This window comes from Streptomyces dengpaensis (genome assembly GCF_002946835.1).
Taxonomy (GTDB): Bacteria; Actinomycetota; Actinomycetes; order Streptomycetales; family Streptomycetaceae; genus Streptomyces; species Streptomyces dengpaensis.
The window spans coordinates 4,027,169-4,046,996 of sequence record NZ_CP026652.1 but is presented as its reverse complement, the minus strand read 5'-3'; the positions used below and the strand labels follow the sequence as shown (position 1 = coordinate 4,046,996).

The following is a 19,828-nucleotide window of genomic DNA, read 5'->3' as shown; positions in this document are numbered from 1 at the left end:
CGAAAACCAGCCGCGTACGTCCCCGACCTTGGACATGCCCCGCCCGGAAGGGGTGTACGCCTGTGCCCGCACTTGTGCTGCTCGGTGCTCAGTGGGGTGACGAAGGCAAGGGAAAGGCCACCGACCTGCTCGGTGGATCCGTGGACTATGTGGTGCGCTACCAGGGCGGCAACAACGCCGGCCACACGGTAGTCGTGGGCGACCAGAAGTACGCCCTCCACCTCCTCCCTTCCGGGATCCTCACTCCGGAGTGCACTCCGGTGATCGGAAACGGAGTCGTCGTCGACCCGTCGGTCCTGTTCTCCGAGCTGAACGGACTGGGCGAGCGCGGCGTCGACACCTCCAAGCTTCTGATCAGCGGAAACGCGCACATCATCACGCCGTACAACGTGACGGTGGACAAGGTCACCGAGCGCTTCCTCGGCAAGCGCAAGATCGGTACGACCGGGCGCGGCATCGGTCCGACGTACGCGGACAAGATCAACCGCGTCGGCATCCGCATCCAGGACCTGTACGACGAGTCGATCCTGACGCAGAAGGTCGAAGCGGCCCTCGACGTCAAGAACCAGCTGCTCACCAAGCTCTACAACCGTCGCGCCATCGAGGCGGGCCAGGTCGTCGAGGAGCTGCTGACCTACGCGGACCGGCTGAAGCCGTACGTCGCCGACACCACCCTGATCCTCAACGACGCGCTCGACGACGACAAGGTCGTGCTCTTCGAGGGCGGTCAGGGCACGCTGCTGGACATCGACCACGGTACGTATCCGTTCGTCACGTCCAGCAACCCGACCGCCGGTGGTGCCTGCACCGGCGCGGGCGTCGGCCCGACGAAGATCAGCCGGGTCATCGGCATCCTCAAGGCGTACACGACCCGCGTCGGCGCGGGCCCGTTCCCGACGGAGCTGTTCGACGAGGACGGTGAGGCGCTGCGCCGCATCGGCGGCGAGCGGGGCGTGACGACCGGCCGTGACCGCCGCTGTGGCTGGTTCGACGCGGTGATCGCCCGCTATGCGACCCGCGTGAACGGTCTGACCGACTTCTTCCTCACCAAGCTGGACGTGCTGACCGGCTGGGAGGAGATCCCGGTCTGCGTGGCGTACGAGATCGACGGCAAGCGCGTCGAGGAACTCCCGTACTCCCAGACCGACTTCCACCACGCGAAGCCGGTCTACGAGAACCTCCCCGGCTGGTCCGAGGACATCACCAAGGCCAAGACCTTCGAGGACCTTCCGAAGAACGCCCAGGCGTACGTCAAGGCGCTCGAGGACATGTCCGGCGCGCCGATCTCGGCGATCGGGGTCGGCCCGGGGCGTGACGAGACGATCGAGATCAACTCGTTCATCTAGTCAACCCGGCCGTCTGATACGGCGGTTCAGCACCTCCTCGCATGAGTACGCCCCCGGAGACATCCGGGGGCGTACTCATATCCGGGGATACGGCCTCCGTCCCATGATCGGTGCCGTTGCTTCTCTGCGACCTGATCCGCCGGACAGGCCCTAGCTGAAGATGATCATCGAGCCCTGGGCGAGGCTCCGGGTCGCCGCCGCGTGGAGGCCCAGCCAGACATGGCGTTCGCGGGCGAAGGGGCTGGCGTCGTAGGGAGCGGGGGCGGCCGGTTCCTCCAGCTCCGTGGGTGCCATGGGAGGGTGCGGGGCAGCCGGGGGGTTGGCCGGATCGATGCCGATCGACGGGGCGACGAACTCGAGTTCGCGCAGCAGGGTCTGGGAGGAGCCCAAGGGGCCGCCGCCCGCGAGGAGTTCGTCGTTGGCGAGCGGGTGCGGGAAGTCGACGGGGACGTACGCGCCCGCGTGGTCGTAGTGCCAGACCAGGTGCGACTTCTGGGCGTTCGACTCGAACATCTCGAGAAGCTGCTCGTAGTCGCCGCCCAGTTCGTCCACCGGCGTCACCGCGAGCCCGCACATCTGGAGCAGATACGCGCGGCGCAGGAAGTGCAGCGCGTCGTAGTCGAACCCGGCGACCGGGGCCACGTCGCCCGACAGCCCCGGCATGTACGCGTACACCGGGACCGGTGGGAGTCCGGCCTCGCCCAGCACCTTGTCGTAGAGCGCGAGTTCCTCGGCGAAGGGGTTGTCGGGGGTGTGGCACAGCACGTCGACGAGTGGGACCAACCACAGGTCACAGGCCAACAGACGGCTCCTCTGGCTCCTTGGGGTGCAGGGTGGTCAGGGCAGCGTAGTGCGCGCGGCGGTCTTGGGAAGGCTCGGTGCGCAACTCTCGGTTCCCGGTGGCCGGGGGTGTGGGTGCCGCCTCCGGGGCTCCGCCCCCGAACCCCCCGATCGCCCGAAAGGCTCGTCCTCAAACGCCGGACGGGCTGAGGCCCTGCCCCACCGGCTGAAAACGCGCGGCCCTCACTCGGTGGCCACGTGCCGCCCTCACTCCGCGGCCAGGCGCTCGATGAGGGCCAGTGCGTGGGCGTTGTACTCCGCGACGATCGCGCGGGCCGCCGCATGGTCGCGGAGGGCGAGGACATCCACGAGTTCCGTGTGGCCCGACCACAGGTAGCCCTTCAGGTCGTCGACCTGGCGCAGGTGCTGGACCGTGCAGACCCAGGTCTGGACGCGCAGCCGGTGCAGGAAGTCGGTGAGGTAGGGGTTGTCGAAGAGCCCGCTGAGCTCGCGCCAGAAGCGGAGGTCGTAGCCGATGAGGATGTTCAGCTCGCCGGCGGTGGCGGCGCGCTGGGCCTCCTCGCCCCGGCGGCGGACGGCCGCGAGGGCCGCGGCGGCGCGGGGGGCGCTGAGCTGCTTCATGCCGCTCGCGGCGAGGCTGTGGAACATGCCGTCCGTGACCAGGCCGCGGGCCTCGATCATGCCGCGGTAGTCGGCGGGGGAGTACTCGTGCACGCGGAAGCCGCGGTGCTGGTCCGCCTCCAGCAGGCCCTGCGCCGACAGGTCGACCAGGGCCTCGCGGACGGGGGTCGCGGAGACGCCGTACTGCTCGGCGATCTCCTTCACCGTGAACTCCTGGCCCGGCTGGAGACGGCCTGCGAGCACCTCGTCGCGGAGCGCGTCCGCGATCTGCTGCCGCAGGGTGCTGCGGGTCACCACCCCATTGCCGCCGCTGCCGGACATGGCGTCTCGCTTTCCCCATTCCGTGGGTACATGGTCCTGCTCGCGTATCTCTCCGAGCAGGCCACCATACGCGGTGGGGGGAGAATTCAGCCCGTCCGGCGTTTGAGGACGAGCGCGCAGCGCGATACGGGGGGTCTGGGGGGCGGAGCCCTCCAGGTACGGGACGGGTAGGGGCGGAGGGGGCGAAACCCCCTCCGGCCTCACGCCACGTACTCGTCCGCCACGGACAGCGCCGCGTCCAGAGCCGCCAGGCCTTCCTTCAGCTCGGTCTCGGACACATTGCACGGCGGCACCACATGGGTCCGGTTCATGTTGATGAACGGCCACAGACCGTGCGCCTTCGCGGCAGCCCCGAACGCGGCCATCGGCGCGTTCGCCTCACCGGCCGCGTTGTAGGGCACCAGCGGCTCCCGGGTCTCCCGGTCCTTCACCAGCTCCAGCGCCCAGAAGACCCCCGTACCGCGCACCTCACCCACACTCGGGTGCCGCGCGGCGAGCTCCCGCAGCCCGGGCCCGAGCACGGTCTCACCGATGCGCGCGGCGTTCTCGACGACGCCCTCCTCCGCCATGACGTTGATCGTCGCGACGGCGGCGGCACAGGCCAGCGGATGCCCGGAGTACGTCAGCCCGCCCGGGTACGGCCGCTTCCCGAAGGTCTCCGCGATCTCCCCGGAGATGGCGACACCGCCCAGCGGCACGTACCCGGAGTTCACACCCTTCGCGAAGGTCATCAGGTCCGGCACCACGCCGAACAGATCCGCCGCGAACCACTCACCGGTCCGCCCGAACCCGGCCATGACCTCGTCGAGGATGAACACGATCCCGTACTTGTCGCACAGCTCACGCACCCCGGCCAGATAGCCCGGCGGCGGCACCATGATCCCCGCGGTTCCCGGAATGGTCTCCAGGATGATCGCGGCGACGGTCGACGGCCCCTCGAAGGCGATGGTCGTCTCCAGGTGCTCAAGGGCGCGCGCGCACTCCTGTTCCTCGGTCTCGGCGTAGAACCGCGACCGGTACAGGTACGGCGCCCAGAAGTGCACGACGCCGGCGGTGGCGCTGTCGGAGGCCCAGCGGCGCGGGTCGCCGGTGATGTTGACGGCCTGCTGCGTACCACCGTGGTACGAGCGGTACGCCGACAGCACCTTCGGGCGGCCCGTGTGCAGCCGCGCCATGCGCACGGCGTGCTCCACGGCGTCGGCGCCGCCGTTGGTGAAGAAGATCTTGTCCAGGTCGCCGGGCGTCCGCTCGGCGATCAGCCGGGCCGCCTCCGAGCGCGCCTCGACGGCGAAGGCGGGCGCGAACGTGGTCAGGGTCGCGGCCTGCTCCTGGATCGCGGCGACGACCTTCGGGTGCTGGTATCCGATGTTGGTGAAGACGAGCCCGCTGGAGAAGTCCAGATACCGCTTGCCTTCGTAGTCCCAGAAGTACGACCCCTCCGCGCCGGCGACGGCGAGCGGGTCGACGAGCTCCTGCGCGGACCAGGAGTGGAACACATGCGCACGGTCCGCGGCCTTCACGGCGGCGCCGACCTGAGGGTTGGGCTGAGGGGTCATGGGCCGCAGCGTAAATGTCCACGGAGCGGACGCGACATGGGCGTCCTGTCTGTGGACAGGTGGTTTCCGCGACAGTCTGTCGTGCTTACCCGCCGTGCTTACGCGCGCGGAGCGCGGCACACCCGTTGCTGAACTGTGCAGAACTCCCGGTTCCACCGTCGTGACCGCGCACTATTCTCGATCTGTTGCACACGTACGGGGGAGGGTGGTGCAGCCATGGAGAAGCTGGGGTCCGGGGATCCACAGAGGATCGGGGCGTATCGGCTGTTGGCACGCCTGGGTGCCGGCGGGATGGGGCAGGTGTATCTCGCACGGTCCGACCGGGGGCGTACCGTCGCCGTCAAGCTGGTGCGCGAGGAGCTCGCCGCGCAGGAGGAGTTCCGGGCCCGCTTCCGGCAGGAGGTGCAGGCCGCGCGGCGGGTCGGCGGGTACTGGACCGCGCCCGTCCTCGACGCGGACACGGAGGCCCGGATCCCGTGGGTGGCCACCGGTTACGTCGCCGGACCGTCCCTGCAGACGGTCGTCGGCCACGACCACGGCGCGCTCCCCGAGCGTTCCGTCCGCATCCTCGCCGCCGGGCTCGCGCACGCGCTCCAGGACATCCACGTCGCGGGGCTCATCCACCGCGACCTCAAGCCCTCGAACGTGCTCGTCACCATCGACGGCCCGCGCGTCATCGACTTCGGGATCGCGCGCGCCCTGGAGACGGTGACCGACGGCGGCCTCACGCGCACCGGCGCGCTCGTGGGCTCGCCCGGTTTCATGGCCCCCGAGCAGGTCCGCGGCGACCGCATCACGCCCGCGTGCGACGTCTTCTGCCTCGGCTCGGTCCTGTCGTACGCCGCCACGGGCGCCCTTCCCTTCGGGACGGCCAACAGCGGTGTGCACGCGATGATGTTCCGCATCGCGCAGGAGGAACCCGACCTGGAGGGCCTGCCCGAGGGCCTCGCCGACCTCGTACGCGACTGTCTGCGTAAGGTCCCCGCCGCCCGGCCCAGCCTCGCCGAGATCCTGGAGCGCACCGGCGCGGAGGACACCGTCCTGGACGGGCGCACGCGTGATCCATGGCTGCCGAGCACACTGGTGGCCCAACTCGGGCGGCACGCGGTGCAGTTGCTGGACACGGAGGACCCTGACGAGACGCCGGGCATGACTCCTGCGCCGCCGGCCGTTCCCGCGCCGGGTGGTGCCGCTGGGCCTGCGCCGGGTGTCGCTCCCGCGCCGGGTGCCGCCGCTGTTCCCGCGCCGGGCATTCCCGCCGTGCCGCCGGCCCCGGCCGGACCGCCCGCCGTACCCCCGGCCCTGGCCGCCACGCCGAACCTCTCCAAGCCCCCTGCCGCACCTGCCCCGACCGATCCCCCCACCCCCGAAGCCTCCCCCGAACACGCTCCCGCCTCGGTCGAGGACAGCCCCGCCCCGCCCGCACCCGGGCAGCCCGCCCCCCTCAACCACCTCCCCACGATGATCGCGGGAGCGGGCGCGGGCCAGACGCCCCCTCCGGCCGCCCCGCCCGCCGCGTACGGCTATCCCCAACACCACGCGCAACAGCACCCCCAGCCCGGCGCCCCGGGCGCGGCCCACCCCGCCTACGGCTACCCCCAGCAGGGCGGCTGGGGCGCGCAGCAGCCGCCGTACGGCTCGACACCCCCGTACGGCCCGACACCCCCGTACGGCCCCGGAGTCGCCCCGCTCCCCCCGCAAGCCGAACCCCCGCGGCGAAGCGGCCGCTCCACCGCTCTTCTGGTCGTCGTGGCCCTGGTCGTCGCGCTCGCCGCGGGCGGCAGTGTGTACACGCTGATGAAGGGCAGCGGGAGCGACGACAAGAAGAACGCCGGTGCGTCCACGTCGCCCAGCGCGTCCACGCCACCGGGCGCGAGCGCGAGTACGCCGGAGCCATCCCCGACCTCCGAGTCGCCGAGCCCGCAGACGTCCCAGGCCGGCGCGATCCCGGAGGAGTTCCTCGGTACCTGGAACACCAGCATCGACAACGCGACGGGCCACAACACCCGCCAACTGACCATCCAGCAGGGCGAGGTGGGCGACACCGTCCTCTCGCTCGTCGCGGACGGACCGGCGGGCAGCGGCACCTACCACTGCGTCTTCAAGGCCGAGCTGGCCGGGGCCCCGGTCGCCGGCGGCCCCCTGGAGATCGGCCCCTCCAAGGTCACCGTCGGCGAACCGGCCTCCTCCTGCTCCCCGGGCGCCGCCTCCGAGGTCACCGTCCTCCCGGACGGCAGCCTGCGCCGCGTGAACACGGACTCGGGCGAGGCACTGACGTACACGAGGGGGAGCACGGACCCGCAGTGACAAGGCGGTAGCCGCCCGGGAGAGGTAGCTGACGAGACGTCAATTACCGTGAAAGGCTGATGGATTTCACCCGGCGTACGCGGGGCGTTCCCGTCCCGGGCCGTACGGTGACCCCCCACCGTAGGGCTCGGGGGAGTGCCAAGTGGAATGGCTCAGCGCAGAGAACGTCGTGGCCGTCGGGACCGCTGTGATCGGTATCGTCGCGTCCGCCGTGATGGTCTGGTACGAGCGCCGGGTGCCACGGCGCAAGCGGATCGGGTACCGCGTACAGATGGACAACCCGATCGGTGAGAACGTGAGTTCCGGGCGGGCCAATGTGCGGCTCGGCTGGTTCGACGAGGCGCCGGGCATGGCGGACGCCACCTTCGTGCTGCTGCGGATCGAGAACGACGGATCGCAGAGCATCGCGGACAACGACTACACGGGACGTGAACTCCACGGCCTGACCGCCGTGTTCGCGGGCCGCACGATCCGCGGTGTCTCGGTGACCCAGCCGACCGGCACCGACCACCTCATGGACCACTTCACCCCGTCCGCGGGCCTCGACTACGACGACGGCACCCTGCGCATCCCGCGCGTCCCGCTCAACCGGGGCGAGCACTTCAAGCTGCTCGTGCTGCTGTCGGGCGGCCATGTGGGCAGCGAGGTACGGCTCATAGGCGGCATCCGGGACGGTGAGGTCAGCCCCAACCGCAGTACGACACCGGACGAACAGCCGCCGCTGTTCAGCCGGGCGGCCCGGCTGATCACCGTGATGCTGACCGTGTGCGTCGTCACGCTCGCGCTGATCGTCGTGCTGCGCGACGATGCCCGGCCCCCGATCGGCTGCCAGAAGGGCGAGTTGAAGGTCATCGGCTCGACGGCTTTCGCGCCCGTCGTGCGGGAGCTGGCCGACAAGTACGAGAAGGACTGCGAGGGCGCCACCATCACGGTGGACGCGCACGGCAGCACGGCCGGTGTGCGTGAACTGCGCACCTCCGGAGGCGCGTCCAAGAAGGGCTCCCCGCCCGTCGTCGCGCTGTCCGACGGGCCCAAGCCGGGCGGCTTCCCGGAGCTGCGCGAAAGCCGGGTCGCCGTCTCGGTCTTCACGCTGGTCGTCAACAACAAGAACCCCGTCTACAACCTCTCGCTCGAAGACGTGCGCCGTATCTACCGCGGCGAGATCAGGAACTGGAAGCAGCTCGGCGGCCCCGACCTGCCCGTCCTGCTGGTCAGCCGGGACGCCAACTCCGGTACCCGGCAGGTCTTCCAGCGGGAAGTCCTGGGCCGCGGCGAGATAGCGAACTCCTCGCTGGACTGCATCCACAAGGACGACCCCACGGCGCCCGTGGTGCGCTGCGAACTCGACTCCACCGACCAGGTGCTGGCCACGGTGGCCAAGCTGCCGGGCGCGATCGGCTACAGCGAACTCAACCTCGCCACCGGCAACAAGGGGCTGCACCGGCTCACCCTCGACGGCCACGAGCCGTCGGTCGAGCAGCTCGAACACGGCGTGGCCGACTATCCGTACCGGGAGATCGAGTACGCCTACACCTACGGCGACCCGCCCGCCGACTCCCTCGCCTCCAGTTTCCTCACCTACGTCAGCCGGGGCAGCGGCCAGCAAGTGATCCGCACGCACGGACATCTGCCGTGCGGGACGCCGGTGGGCCTGAAGATCTGCGGTGAGGGCTGAGCCTCATCTCCAGCAGGGCGGGCCCTGCGCTTCCTTCAGTGTTGCGCTCTTGCCCATGGGTTGTCGCGTACACAACCATTGCTGGAGTCTTCGACGTGTCCAAGGACAACGTGTTCTTCGGGGTACGAGCGGTGAAGAGGTCGGGGGAGCGAAGCCCGGTGGCGTTTCCGGTGCCGGCGCGGTGAAATGTCCAGCCCCTCCGGCGTTTGAAATGTCCAGCCCCTCCGGCGTTTGAGGAGCGAGGTCTGGGGCGGAGCCCCAGGTACGGGACGGGTAGGGGCGGAGGGGGCGAAAAAGACGCACGCGAACCCCCTACCGGGGCTCAGGCGGCCGCTGCCGGGGCATGTTCGGCCGCGCCCCCGGCGGCAGCGCCGCCCGCCCGGGCGGCATCCCCTCCCCCCGAGGAGGGGAGGACAGCGACGACTGAATCCCCAATGGCGCGGCCCCGGTCCGGAACTCCACCATCCAGTCCACGGTCTCGGCCCGCACCAACTCCGTCACGTCCTCGGAGAAGCGCCGCAGCAGCCCAAGGCAGCGCTCAGCCGCCTCACTGGCCGTCCCCTCCGCAGGCCCCAGAACATCCCGCACACTCTCCGATGCCCAGTCGAACTGCAGCACCAGCAGCCGCCGCTGCACAGCCTGGGCGGTGGCCACATCCCTTATCCACCCCGAGGTCACCCCGAAGAACCGGTCCCCGGCCACACAGGCGACCCCGAGCAGCAACGCCAGATATCCCCAGGGAGCGACCCCGCCCACCACCCCGGTGAGGTCGAGCAACGGAAGCGCGGCCCCGCACACGGCCCCCACCGCCGCCCCGCCCCGCAGCGCCCGCGACCCCCACCGCTTCCCCACCCGGTCGGCGAGATACCAGGCCGCCGTGTCGAGTGCCCCCCGCTCCACCCACCGGTACAGCTCATGGAGCCGCTCCGCGGGCTCCCCCCAGTCGCCGAGCGGGAACGGCCGACCGGTCAGGTCACCCGGTCGCAGCCCCGCCGCCCCGTCGCTCCGCCCGTCCTGGGGCGGCCCCTCGGGCTGCATCTCCGGCTGGGTCACCCGGCACTCCCTAACTGACGACAGTGATGACGCTGATGACATGGCAGGTGGCATTGCGTGACGCCGTGTGACGCGTGGTGCGAAAGCGCCGCTCCCTTCCTACCGCCCAATGGGTGGCGATGGCCCGGGTTTCCATGCTTTTCCACCTGGAAAGGGGTCTTGATCAGGTATAGGCGCCTCTTGGGTCTCACTCGAAAGAGTGCTTGGGCGACGGGCCCGCCAACCACGTAGGCTCGAGCTGGACAGGAAAAACGGTCTACACAGCCGTACTCGAAACCAGGAGCTGATCGTGATTCCCGGTGGTGGCCAGCCCAACATGCAGCAGCTGCTCCAGCAGGCCCAGAAGATGCAGCAGGACCTCGCGAACGCGCAGGAGGAGCTGGCGCGGACGGAGGTCGACGGCCAGGCGGGCGGCGGTCTCGTGAAGGCGACCGTGACGGGCTCCGGAGAGCTCCGCGCCCTGGTGATCGACCCGAAGGCGGTCGACCCCGAGGACACGGAAACCCTCGCCGACCTGATCGTCGCGGCGGTCCAGGCGGCGAACGAGAACGCGCAGACGCTCCAGCAGCAGAAGCTCGGTCCGCTCGCCCAGGGCCTCGGCGGCGGCAGCGGCATCCCCGGCCTGCCGTTCTGAGACTCGGCCCTCGCGTTCCGCCGGTCCGGGACGCGGCCTGTAGATCCGAGGTTCGGCCTGCAGTTCTGAGGCCTGTAGTTCTGATGCCTGTAGTTCTGAGGCCCTGCCTGCCTTTCTAAGACGGGCGGCGGCCAACTACCGTACGAGCTGAAAGCTTCCAGAAAGGGCGGGCAGTCCGTTGTACGAAGGCGTGGTCCAGGACCTCATCGACGAACTGGGGCGGCTGCCCGGCGTCGGTCCCAAGAGCGCGCAGCGGATCGCCTTCCACATCCTGCAGGCCGAGCCGACGGACGTCCGCCGTCTCGCGCAGGCGCTCATCGAGGTCAAGGCGAAGGTCCGCTTCTGCGCGACCTGCGGCAATGTCGCGCAGGAGGAGCTGTGCAACATCTGCCGGGACCCGCGCCGCGACGTCTCGGTGATCTGCGCGGTGGAGGAGCCCAAGGACGTCGTCGCGATCGAACGCACCCGGGAGTTCCGCGGCAAGTACCACGTACTGGGCGGGGCGATCAGCCCGATCGAGGGCGTGGGCCCGGACGACCTGCGCATACGGGAACTGCTCGCCCGCCTGGCCGACGGCACGGTCACGGAACTGATCCTGGCCACGGATCCGAATCTCGAAGGCGAGGCCACGGCCACGTACCTCGCCCGCATGATCAAGCCCATGGGCCTCAAGGTCACCCGCCTGGCCAGCGGCCTCCCGGTGGGTGGCGACCTGGAATACGCGGACGAGGTCACGCTCGGCCGCGCCTTCGAGGGGAGACGACTCCTAGATGTCTGACGCCACGCTGCACGCGACCAGCCAGGACCCGGACGACTTCGTGGTCCAGATCGCGGACCAGGTAGAGAGCTTCCTGGTCGCCGTCACCGAGGTGGCCAAGGGCGACGAGCCGGACTCGGCCGTGCCCTTCCTCCTTCTGGAGGTCTCCCAGCTCCTCCTGGCCGGCGGCCGCCTCGGCGCCCACGAGGACATCGTCCCCGACGAGCGCTACGAGCCGGACCTGGGCCCGGAACCGGACGTGGACGAACTCCGTGAACGCCTCGCGGTGATGCTGGACCCGGTCGACGTGTACTCGGAGGTCTTCGACCCGTACGAGCCCCGCAGGGCCCCGGTGGCCTGCCGTATCTCCGACGACCTCGCCGACGTCATCACCGACCTTCGCCACGGCATGGCCCACTACCGCGCCGGCCGCACCACGGAAGCCCTCTGGTGGTGGCAGTTCTCCTACTTCTCCAACTGGGGCCCCACAGCCTCGGCGGCCCTCCGCGCCCTCCAGTCCCTGGTCGCCCACGTGAGGCTGAACCAGCCCCTCGACGACCTGAACGGCCTGGACACCGACCAGGACATCGGCGAGGAAGTCCTCGCGGAGGAGGCGGGCAGGGTGATGGCGGAGGAGATCGCGGGGCCGTTGGGGCTGCGGAAGGTGAAGTAGGCGGTCGGTGCGGTGTGGTGGCCGTACGCCGCCCGCGGGCCGGCGGGAGAAGTGAGGCGCGGTGGCCCCGTGTGACACGGCGCACTTTCCCGAGTGGCCGGGGCTTCGGCGGGCAGGTGCCGTTCTGGAGCGGGCCGGAATTCCCGCAGAAAAACCGAGTGATCGCGCCGTGAGCGGGACATCTCACGATGTGGTATTTGGGAAGGGAATTCCGGCCGCTCGTTAGACTGAGCCGACCGCAGTTGTGCGGTACAGAGACAGATTGAGCGAGGAGCGCACGTGGGCCTTGTCGTGCAGAAGTACGGAGGCTCCTCCGTAGCCGATGCCGAGGGCATCAAGCGCGTCGCCAAGCGGATCGTGGAAGCGAAGAAGAACGGCCACCAGGTGGTCGTGGTCGTTTCCGCGATGGGCGACACGACGGACGAGCTGATCGATCTCGCCGAGCAGGTATCCCCGATTCCTGCCGGGCGTGAGTTCGACATGCTGCTGACCGCCGGAGAGCGGATCTCCATGGCTCTGCTGGCGATGGCGATCAAAAACCTGGGTCACGAGGCCCAGAGCTTCACCGGTAGCCAAGCGGGTGTCATCACCGACTCGGTCCACAACAAAGCGCGGATCATCGACGTCACGCCCGGTCGTATTCGTACGGCGCTGGACGAGGGCAACATCGCCATCGTCGCCGGGTTCCAGGGCGTCTCGGCGGACTCCAAGGACATCACCACCCTCGGGCGCGGCGGCTCCGACACCACGGCGGTGGCCCTCGCGGCGGCGCTGGACGCCGAGGTGTGCGAGATCTACACCGACGTGGACGGCGTGTTCACCGCCGACCCGCGCGTGGTGAAGAAGGCCCGGAAGATCGACTGGATCTCCTCCGAGGACATGCTGGAGCTGGCCGCCTCCGGCTCCAAGGTGCTGCTGCACCGCTGTGTGGAGTACGCGCGCCGATACAACATCCCGATCCACGTCCGCTCGTCCTTCTCCGGACTGCGCGGCACCTGGGTCAGCAACGAGAAGCCTCAAGGGGACGAGCAGGTGGAGCACGCCATCATCTCCGGAGTCGCCCACGACGTCTCCGAAGCCAAGGTCACGGTCGTCGGCGTTCCGGACAAGCCGGGTGAGGCCGCGGCGATCTTCCGCGCCATCGCGGACGCCGAGATCAACATCGACATGATCGTGCAGAACGTCTCGGCCGCCTCCACGGGCCTGACGGACATCTCCTTCACCCTCCCCAAGACCGAGGGCGCCAAGGCCATCGACGCCCTGGAGAAGGCGAAGGCCTCGATCGGCTTCGAGTCCCTGCGCTACGACGACCAGATCGGCAAGATCTCCCTGGTCGGCGCGGGCATGAAGACCAACCCGGGCGTCACCGCGGCCTTCTTCCAAGCGCTGTCCGACGCGGGCGTGAACATCGAGCTGATCTCGACCTCCGAGATCCGTATCTCGGTGGTCACCCGCCAGGACGACGTCAACGAAGCCGTCCGCGCGGTCCACACCGCCTTCGGACTCGACTCCGACAGCGACGAGGCCGTCGTCTACGGAGGCACTGGCCGCTGATGGCCAAGTCCGTGGGACCGACGCTCGCGGTCGTGGGAGCGACCGGAGCCGTCGGCACGGTCATGCTCCAGATCCTGTCCCAGCACGCGGACATCTGGGGCGAGATCCGTCTGATCGCCTCCCCGCGCTCGGCCGGCCGCAAGCTGGCCGTGCGCGGCGAGGAGGTCGAGGTCGTGGCCCTGTCGGAGGATGCCTTCGACGGGGTCGACATCGCCATGTTCGACGTACCGGACGAGGTGGCTCTGGAATGGGCGCCGGTCGCGGCCACCAAGGGCGTGGTCGTCGTCGACAACTCCGGCGCCTTCCGGATGGACCCGGACGTGCCCCTCGTCGTCCCCGAGGTCAATCCGCACGCGGCGCGCGTCCGCCCGCGCGGGATCATCTCCAGCCCGAACTGCACGACCCTCTCCATGATCGTGGCCCTCGGCGCGCTGCACGCCGAGTTCGGGCTGCGCGAGCTGGTGGTGTCCTCGTACCAAGCCGTCAGCGGCGCGGGCCGCGGGGGCGTCGACACCCTGCGCCAGCAGCTGTCCCTCGTCGCCGGTACGGAACTGGGGACCAAGCCCGGTGACGTACGACGTGCCGTGGGCGACAACACGGGACCGTTCCCGGAGCCGGTGGCCCTGAACGTGGTGCCGTGGGCCGGGTCCCTCGCCGAGGACGGCTGGTCCTCGGAGGAGATGAAGGTACGGAACGAGTCCCGCAAGATCCTCGGGCTGCCCGAGCTGAAGGTCGCCGTGACGTGCGTACGCGTCCCCGTCGTCACCACGCACTCCCTGACCGTCCACGCCCGCTTCGAGGGCGAGGTCACCGTCGCCAAGGCGCGCGAGATCCTCGCCACCGCGCCGGGAGTCGTGCTGTTCGACGACCCCGCCGCCGGTGAATTCCCCACGCCCGCCGATGTGGTGGGCACCGACCCGACCTGGGTGGGCCGGGTGCGCCGGGCGCTCGACGACCCGACGGCACTCGAACTGTTCGTGTGCGGGGACAATCTGCGCAAGGGTGCCGCGCTGAACACCGCCCAGATCGCGGAGATGGTGGCGGCGGAGATCACCGGGGCGTAGGTTCCCCGGCCCGGGGTGCCGGTTCCGGAAGGGGATTCTCCGGTCCGGCGGTCCGGCAGCAGGAATCTCGCTGGCCATCGGGGGATTCGTTTGTAGGATCTGTGTGAGTCGTGTGGCCGAGGTGATAGTTCGGGTCACTTGAAACAGACCTCGTCGGCGTTCGAAGATTCTCCTCCCCGCTCTCCGCAACCGCGCGGAGGGCGGGGAGCGTCTTGTCGGTCGCCATTCAGGGTCGTCGGGGGCGGAACGGCATATGGGCATAGGGGAAGAGCTGGTACGCATGAGGGCATTTGATGCACTGTCAGGTACGGGGCCTGGCACGCTGACGGGCGTTCCAGCGGGTGCTCCGGAGGGCGGTCCCGTGGCAGCTCCGGGGGGTGGCCTTTCGGCCGGCGTGCCGTCTGACACGAATGTGGCGGCTGTCGCGTACAACCCTGCCGGGGGGACGCGTGTCCAACTGGCGTGGCAGAGGTACTCGAATTCACCGCGGTCCAGACGAGGGGCACGGCCCCGCGTCCACCCCGCCGACTCCGCAGCCCCGGCGCGCCCGGCGGCATGCCGGTGATCGCGCCCATGCCCGCAGCGCGGCCCGCCCGCATACCGAACCAGCGCGACGGCTCCGACGAGACGATGGCCGCGGGCACTACCGTCGACCATCTGACCGAGACCTACCGCGCCCACTACCGGTCGCTCCTCGGCCTCGCGGCGCTCCTGCTCGACGACACCGCGTCCTGCGAGGACGTCGTCCAGGAGGCCTTCATCCGGGTGCACTCGGCGCGCAAACGCGTCCGCGACCCCGAGAAGACGCTCGCGTATCTGCGCCAGACCGTCGTGAACCTCTCGCGCTCCGCCCTGCGCCGGCGCATCCTCGGCCTCAAGCTCCTCTCGAAGCCGATGCCCGACATGGCGAGCGCCGAGGAAGGCGCGTACGACCAGTTGGAGCGGGACGCGCTGATCAAGGCGATGAAGGGACTCCAGCGCCGCCAGCGCGAGGTCCTGGTCCTGCGCTACTTCGCGGACATGACCGAGGCCCAGGTCGCCGAGACGCTCGGCATATCGCTGGGATCGGTGAAGGCGTACGGTTCACGCGGCATCGCGGCACTCCGCATCGCCATGGAGGCCCCGGCATGAGCGGGCACGACGAGCGGCGACGCCCCGAGGACGATCGGCGCCCAGAGCACGAGCACAAGCAATCGCACGCTGGGAACGAAACTGTGAGCCACGGCCCCAACGGACAGCCCGACGGACAGGGACCCGAAGGGCCCGACGGTCTCGACGTGCTCGGTTCGGACGAGCTGGCGCTGCGCCGGCTGCTGCACCAGGCCGTCCAGGAGATCGAACCCGCCGACGGCACCCTGGACCACCTGCGCCGCGCGGTACCGGCCAGACGGGCCCGCAAGCGCCAGGCCATGGTCGGCATGGCGGCCGCCGCGCTCTTCATCGGCACGGCCGTCCCGGCCCTCGTGCACGTCTCGAACTCGACGGGCTCGAACCCCGACCCGTCCATAGCGGGCAGCAGCTCGCACGCGCAGGGCGGCCAGGGCGAGGGCAAGAGCCCGGACGGCGGCGACGGGAAGGCCGCGGGCGGTTCCTCCGGCGCGTCCAACGGCAAGGGCAAGGACGACCAGAAGGACACCCCGGACCAGGGCAAGGGCAATGACAAGGGCAGCGGGGCGGCCACGGGCGGCGGAACCGACCCGACGCCTTCGGCCGAGACCGCCACCGCGTGTACGGCGGCGCAGCTCGGCGGTGCCACCAGCGCCATCGCCGATCCGGACTCCACCGGCGCGGTCTACGGCTCCTTCACCGTCTCCAATGTCTCCACGGTCACCTGTACGGTCACGAGTGCCGGCACGGTGGGCGCCACCGCGCAGGGCGCGGCGGACCCCGCCAAGATCGGCGTGGCGACCCATGTGCCGGGCGACGCGGCCACCGGACTGCCCGACCCCTCCACGGAGGTCACCTCGATGGTGCTCCAGCCGGGCGCCTCGTACGTGGTGAAGTTCGCCTGGGTGCCCTCGGAGACCTGCCCGACCGTCTCGGAGCCCTCGCCGGACCCGTCCCCCACGGAGGGCACCGGGGACGGCACCACCAGCGAACCGGAGGGCACCACGCCGCAGCTCGCCACGGAGGAGGGTGTGGCCGACGGCAGCGTGGTCGTCTCGAACACGGCGGAGACGGGCTCGGCCACGGCGACGGCGACGGTGTCCAACGCGTGCGCGGGCACGGTGTATCACACGGGGATCCTGGCGGCTTCCTGAGCGGAGGCACAGTGCCTTGGGCGTGGCGGTTTCCTGAGCGGAGGCGCAGTGCCTTGGTCTTGTCGGCCAGCCAGGGGCGAGGTAACGCTGCGAGCGTCGGCATGCGCAGCGTCGCCTGACGTCAGGCGCTCGGGCGTCACCGTGTACCCTGCGCCACCGAAAATGCCCCGCATATCCGCGGTCAATGCGCTCGGCCCGCTGTCATGCGAAGCCTGATGGTGCGTGCTTCGGGGCGAAGCGCGAACTCGGGCGACACATCCGGGCCGCAGGCCCGTGAGCCGAGGCCGTGCTGGGCCGCATCAATGATCAGGTGACTTGTTGCTGTGCCGGGAAGCTCGAAGGGATGCTTGGCTTGTGCGAGCTGCTGAGGGGTGTGCCGGCTGAGGGTGAAACCGGGGCGACGGCCGTGAATGTCGGGGATGGCTACGACGTGAAGCACATCGGTGTCCCTGCCCGTCAGCGTCAGCCATCGCAGTTGGGAGCGGTGCCCGGTCTCCTGGGGGCGTGCGTAGTCGACCGAGAGTCCGCCGATGGTGGAGGAGAAGCGGCCGGCGCGGGCCGCTCGCAAGCTGTCCGGGTAGGACTCGAGGGGGCCAAGACCGAACCACTCGGCGCCGTCGACTGGAGCCGCGTCATCAGGCAGCTCGAAGTGGATTCCGATCCGGGGCCACACCGTCCGCCAGCCACTGGAAGGCTCGATCTCCACACGCAGTTCCAGATCGCCGTCTTCGAGCGACCAGACGGACTCAACCGTCACTGACAAGGCGGAGTCTGCCGCGGAGACCCTGTCGACGGAGCGCAGGGCGCCCGCGGCCTGTTCAACCGAAATGCGCCTGGTGATCAGCCGGTCGAGACCGTCGCGACGCCACAGCTCGGCGTCGGACGCCCCTGCAATATCGGCCTCGCTGTTCTCGCCTCCCTCCGAGGGACTCTCGTCGTTGTCGGTCGGCGCGCGGAACAGCTGCAGCCGTGGTCCTGTGACGGCGCGGCCGGCCAGCCGGACCAGAGATCCATCGATGAATTCGGCGATGCCGAGCGTCAGCGGTCCGTCGCCCGGCCGCCAGTCGCTTCGGGGCCGGACGGCTGGAACCACACGATGTGTTGAGCAGTCCTGCTGGGCAGTTGCGATCACATGCCCATCGGGCGCCCACTTGGTTGCGGCTGCCAGCACGGCGTCGACGGTGAGCCAGGTTTCGGCGTCAGGGGCCACCACGATCCGCGGCAGCGGCACCCTTCCTGACTCGCCCGCCGTGAGGACGGGAACTTCCAGTTCCCCGGAATCCACGAGTGTTCCGTCGTGTTCGACGCGCCATGGGAAGCGCAGGTCGGATGTGTCCGCCGAGTGCCGCAGGTTGGTGATGGTGACGCCGTCGGTGTCGAAGCCGAAACGGACCGGCTCTACGACCGCCTTGAACTCGTAGAGGCTGGGCGTCGGGACATCGCTGCTCAACAGCATGCCGTCCATCACGAAGTTGCCGTCATGCACGACCTCTCCGAAGTCGCCGCCATAGGCGTAGTACGGCGTGCCGTCCGGGGCCGTGGCCAGGATGCCGTGGTCGCGCCACTCCCAGACGAAACCGCCGTGCAGCCGCGGATGCGCATGGACCAGGGCTTCGTACTGGTCGAGCGCTCCTGGGCCGTTGCCCATCGCGTGGGCGTACTCGCAGAGCAGGAACGGCTTGGAGCGCTGCCGGACGCTCTGTGCGGGGGTGCAGTTGAGCAGCGCGGAACGTGCGCCGTCGGTGCCGATCTGCTCGGTCTCCGGCACCGAGGCGTACATGCGCGAGTAGATGTCGGTGTACTCGCCGGTGTAGTCACCTTCGTAGTGCACGGGGCGTTCGGCGTCGCGGGCGTGGACCCATGCCGACATGGCGGCGAGGTTGCTGCCTGTTCCCGCTTCGTTGCCGAGTGACCAGATCACGATGCTGGGATGGTTCTTGTCGCGTTCGACGGTGCGCTGGACGCGGTCGAGATATGCCGCACGCCACGCCGGGTCGTCGCTCGGATTGCCGACCCAGTCGACTTTGTCGAAGCCGTGCGTTTCGAGATCGCATTCGAGGATGACCCAGAAGCCGAGTTCGTCGGCGAGGTCGAGCAGCCGCGGATGCGGTGGGTAGTGGCTGGTGCGGATCGCGTTGACGTTGAACCGCTTCATACGGGCCAGGTCCTCGCGGGCGTGTTCCTCGTCGAAGACGCGGCCGCGCTGGGGATGCGTCTCGTGGCGGTTGACTCCGTGGAACACGACGCGGCGGCCGTTCACCAGAAATCGATCGCCGCGGATCTCGACCGTGCGGAAGCCCACACGCAGGGAGATGCTCTCCGCGGCCGTCGACACGGTGGCGTCGTACAGGCGAGGCCGCTCGGCCGACCAGGGCTCCACCTCGGCGACGTCCAGGGGGGCGACGTCGTTCGCCGTGGCCCAGACCTGCTCGATGCCCAGTTCGGGGATGCGCAGGGTGAGGGGGAACGCCGCCGCGTCGGCGGTGACCTCCGGGACGATGCGCCCGCGGCCGTCGTCGAAACCGGTCCGCAGCCAGACGTCCTCGATACCCGCGGCCGGCCGGGCGAGCAGGGTGACGTCGCGGAAGATGCCCGGCAGCCACCACTGGTCCTGGTCCTCGACATAACTGGCCGCCGACCACTGGTGCACCCGCACGGCGACGACATTGTCGCCCGTGCGTACCGCGGACGTGAGGTCGAATTCGTGAGCGAGCCGGCTGCCACTGGCACTGCCGATCTCGACACCGTTGACCCACACCTTGAAGAGTGATTCGACACCGTCGAACCGCAGCACGATGCGCTCGGTGTCCGACCAGCCGGCGGGGATGTCGAAGTGACGGCGGTAGTCGCCGGTGGGGTTCTCGTCCGGGACGTGGGGCGGGTCGATCGGGAACGGGAACCGAATGTTCGTGTAGATCGGCCGGCCGTAGGCTCCGTCACCCTGGAGCACCCAGTGCGAGGGCACCGGAATGCTGTCCCAGCCGCGGTCGTCGAAGTCTTCGGCCGCGAAGTCCTCCGCCATCGAAGCCACGGGTGAGTGACGAAAAAGCCAGGGCCCGTTCAGTGAACGTGCGGGTGCGTCGGAGTGCAGCCACGAGCGCGCCGGGCGCAGCGCACCACGTCCGGGTGTGGTGTCCGAAACGTACGCGGTCGTAGACGAAACATACGCGGAAAGCTCGGATGACAAGGAGTCACAACTTTCGTG

15 protein-coding genes are annotated in these 19,828 nt (G+C 69.7%); 10 read left to right on the top strand and 5 right to left on the bottom strand.

All coding sequences use genetic code 11. The annotated features are described in order from the left end of the window. The first annotated feature begins 62 nt into the window (after positions 1–62). Positions 63–1,346 (top strand): adenylosuccinate synthase, encoded by a 1,284-nt coding sequence (locus tag C4B68_RS18520; protein WP_099504841.1) that lies wholly within the window; start codon positions 63–65, stop codon positions 1,344–1,346. 150 nt (positions 1,347–1,496) lie between these two features. Here C4B68_RS18520 and C4B68_RS18515 read toward each other — a convergent pair whose 3' ends face one another. The 3 genes from C4B68_RS18515 to C4B68_RS18505 form a co-directional block, all read right to left on the bottom strand. Then, positions 1,497–2,147: a hypothetical protein gene (locus C4B68_RS18515; protein ID WP_099504840.1), complete on the bottom strand. Its 651-nt coding sequence runs from the start codon at positions 2,145–2,147 to the stop codon at positions 1,497–1,499. A 246-nt stretch (positions 2,148–2,393) separates the two neighbouring features. After that, the gene (locus tag C4B68_RS18510) at positions 2,394–3,089 is read right to left on the bottom strand and encodes a GntR family transcriptional regulator (protein WP_099504839.1); all 696 of its coding nucleotides are present in this window, start codon (positions 3,087–3,089) and stop codon (positions 2,394–2,396) included. 200 nt (positions 3,090–3,289) lie between these two features. After that, complete coding sequence (locus C4B68_RS18505) at positions 3,290–4,645, bottom strand: aspartate aminotransferase family protein (protein ID WP_099504838.1); 1,356 nt, start codon at positions 4,643–4,645, stop codon at positions 3,290–3,292. 216 nt (positions 4,646–4,861) lie between these two features. On the opposite strand from C4B68_RS18505, the gene C4B68_RS18500 reads away from it, so the two are divergent. Both C4B68_RS18500 and C4B68_RS18495 read left to right on the top strand, forming a co-directional pair. Continuing rightward, entirely contained in the window at positions 4,862–6,952 is a 2,091-nt protein-coding gene (locus C4B68_RS18500) for a serine/threonine-protein kinase (RefSeq protein ID WP_099504837.1), read from the top strand. 142 nt (positions 6,953–7,094) lie between these two features. Next, entirely contained in the window at positions 7,095–8,627 is a 1,533-nt protein-coding gene (locus C4B68_RS18495) for a substrate-binding domain-containing protein (RefSeq protein ID WP_099504836.1), read from the top strand. Between the two features lie 312 nt (positions 8,628–8,939). Here the strand turns inward: C4B68_RS18495 and C4B68_RS18490 are convergent, their stop codons facing one another. Further along, positions 8,940–9,680, bottom strand: coding sequence for an SLATT domain-containing protein (locus C4B68_RS18490; RefSeq protein WP_099504835.1), 741 nt, complete (start codon positions 9,678–9,680; stop codon positions 8,940–8,942). 289 nt (positions 9,681–9,969) lie between these two features. Between C4B68_RS18490 and C4B68_RS18485 the strand changes: the two genes are divergently transcribed. From C4B68_RS18485 to C4B68_RS18455, 7 genes are all read left to right on the top strand, one after another. Further along, complete coding sequence (locus C4B68_RS18485; RefSeq protein ID WP_099504834.1) at positions 9,970–10,314, top strand: YbaB/EbfC family nucleoid-associated protein; 345 nt, start codon at positions 9,970–9,972, stop codon at positions 10,312–10,314. 178 nt (positions 10,315–10,492) lie between these two features. Next, entirely contained in the window at positions 10,493–11,092 is a 600-nt protein-coding gene (gene recR, locus C4B68_RS18480) for a recombination mediator RecR (RefSeq protein WP_099504833.1), read from the top strand. Next, complete coding sequence (locus C4B68_RS18475) at positions 11,085–11,744, top strand: DUF5063 domain-containing protein (RefSeq protein ID WP_099504832.1); 660 nt, start codon at positions 11,085–11,087, stop codon at positions 11,742–11,744. The genes recR and C4B68_RS18475 overlap by 8 nt, the downstream gene beginning before the upstream one ends. A gap of 279 nt (positions 11,745–12,023) precedes the next feature. Next, positions 12,024–13,298, top strand: coding sequence for an aspartate kinase (locus C4B68_RS18470; protein ID WP_099504831.1), 1,275 nt, complete (start codon positions 12,024–12,026; stop codon positions 13,296–13,298). After that, on the top strand, positions 13,298–14,362 hold the full coding sequence (locus tag C4B68_RS18465; protein ID WP_099504830.1) for an aspartate-semialdehyde dehydrogenase: 1,065 nt from the start codon (positions 13,298–13,300) through the stop codon (positions 14,360–14,362). Before C4B68_RS18470 ends, C4B68_RS18465 begins: the two co-directional genes overlap by 1 nt. Positions 14,363–14,824: 462 nt before the next feature. Then, complete coding sequence (locus C4B68_RS18460; protein WP_099504829.1) at positions 14,825–15,493, top strand: SigE family RNA polymerase sigma factor; 669 nt, start codon at positions 14,825–14,827, stop codon at positions 15,491–15,493. Positions 15,494–15,576: 83 nt separating this feature from the next. After that, on the top strand, positions 15,577–16,623 hold the full coding sequence (locus C4B68_RS18455) for a hypothetical protein (protein ID WP_099504828.1): 1,047 nt from the start codon (positions 15,577–15,579) through the stop codon (positions 16,621–16,623). A 181-nt stretch (positions 16,624–16,804) separates the two neighbouring features. Here C4B68_RS18455 and C4B68_RS18450 read toward each other — a convergent pair whose 3' ends face one another. Beyond that, entirely contained in the window at positions 16,805–19,810 is a 3,006-nt protein-coding gene (locus C4B68_RS18450) for a glycoside hydrolase family 2 TIM barrel-domain containing protein (protein ID WP_099504827.1), read from the bottom strand. Between the last annotated feature and the right edge of the window lie 18 nt (positions 19,811–19,828).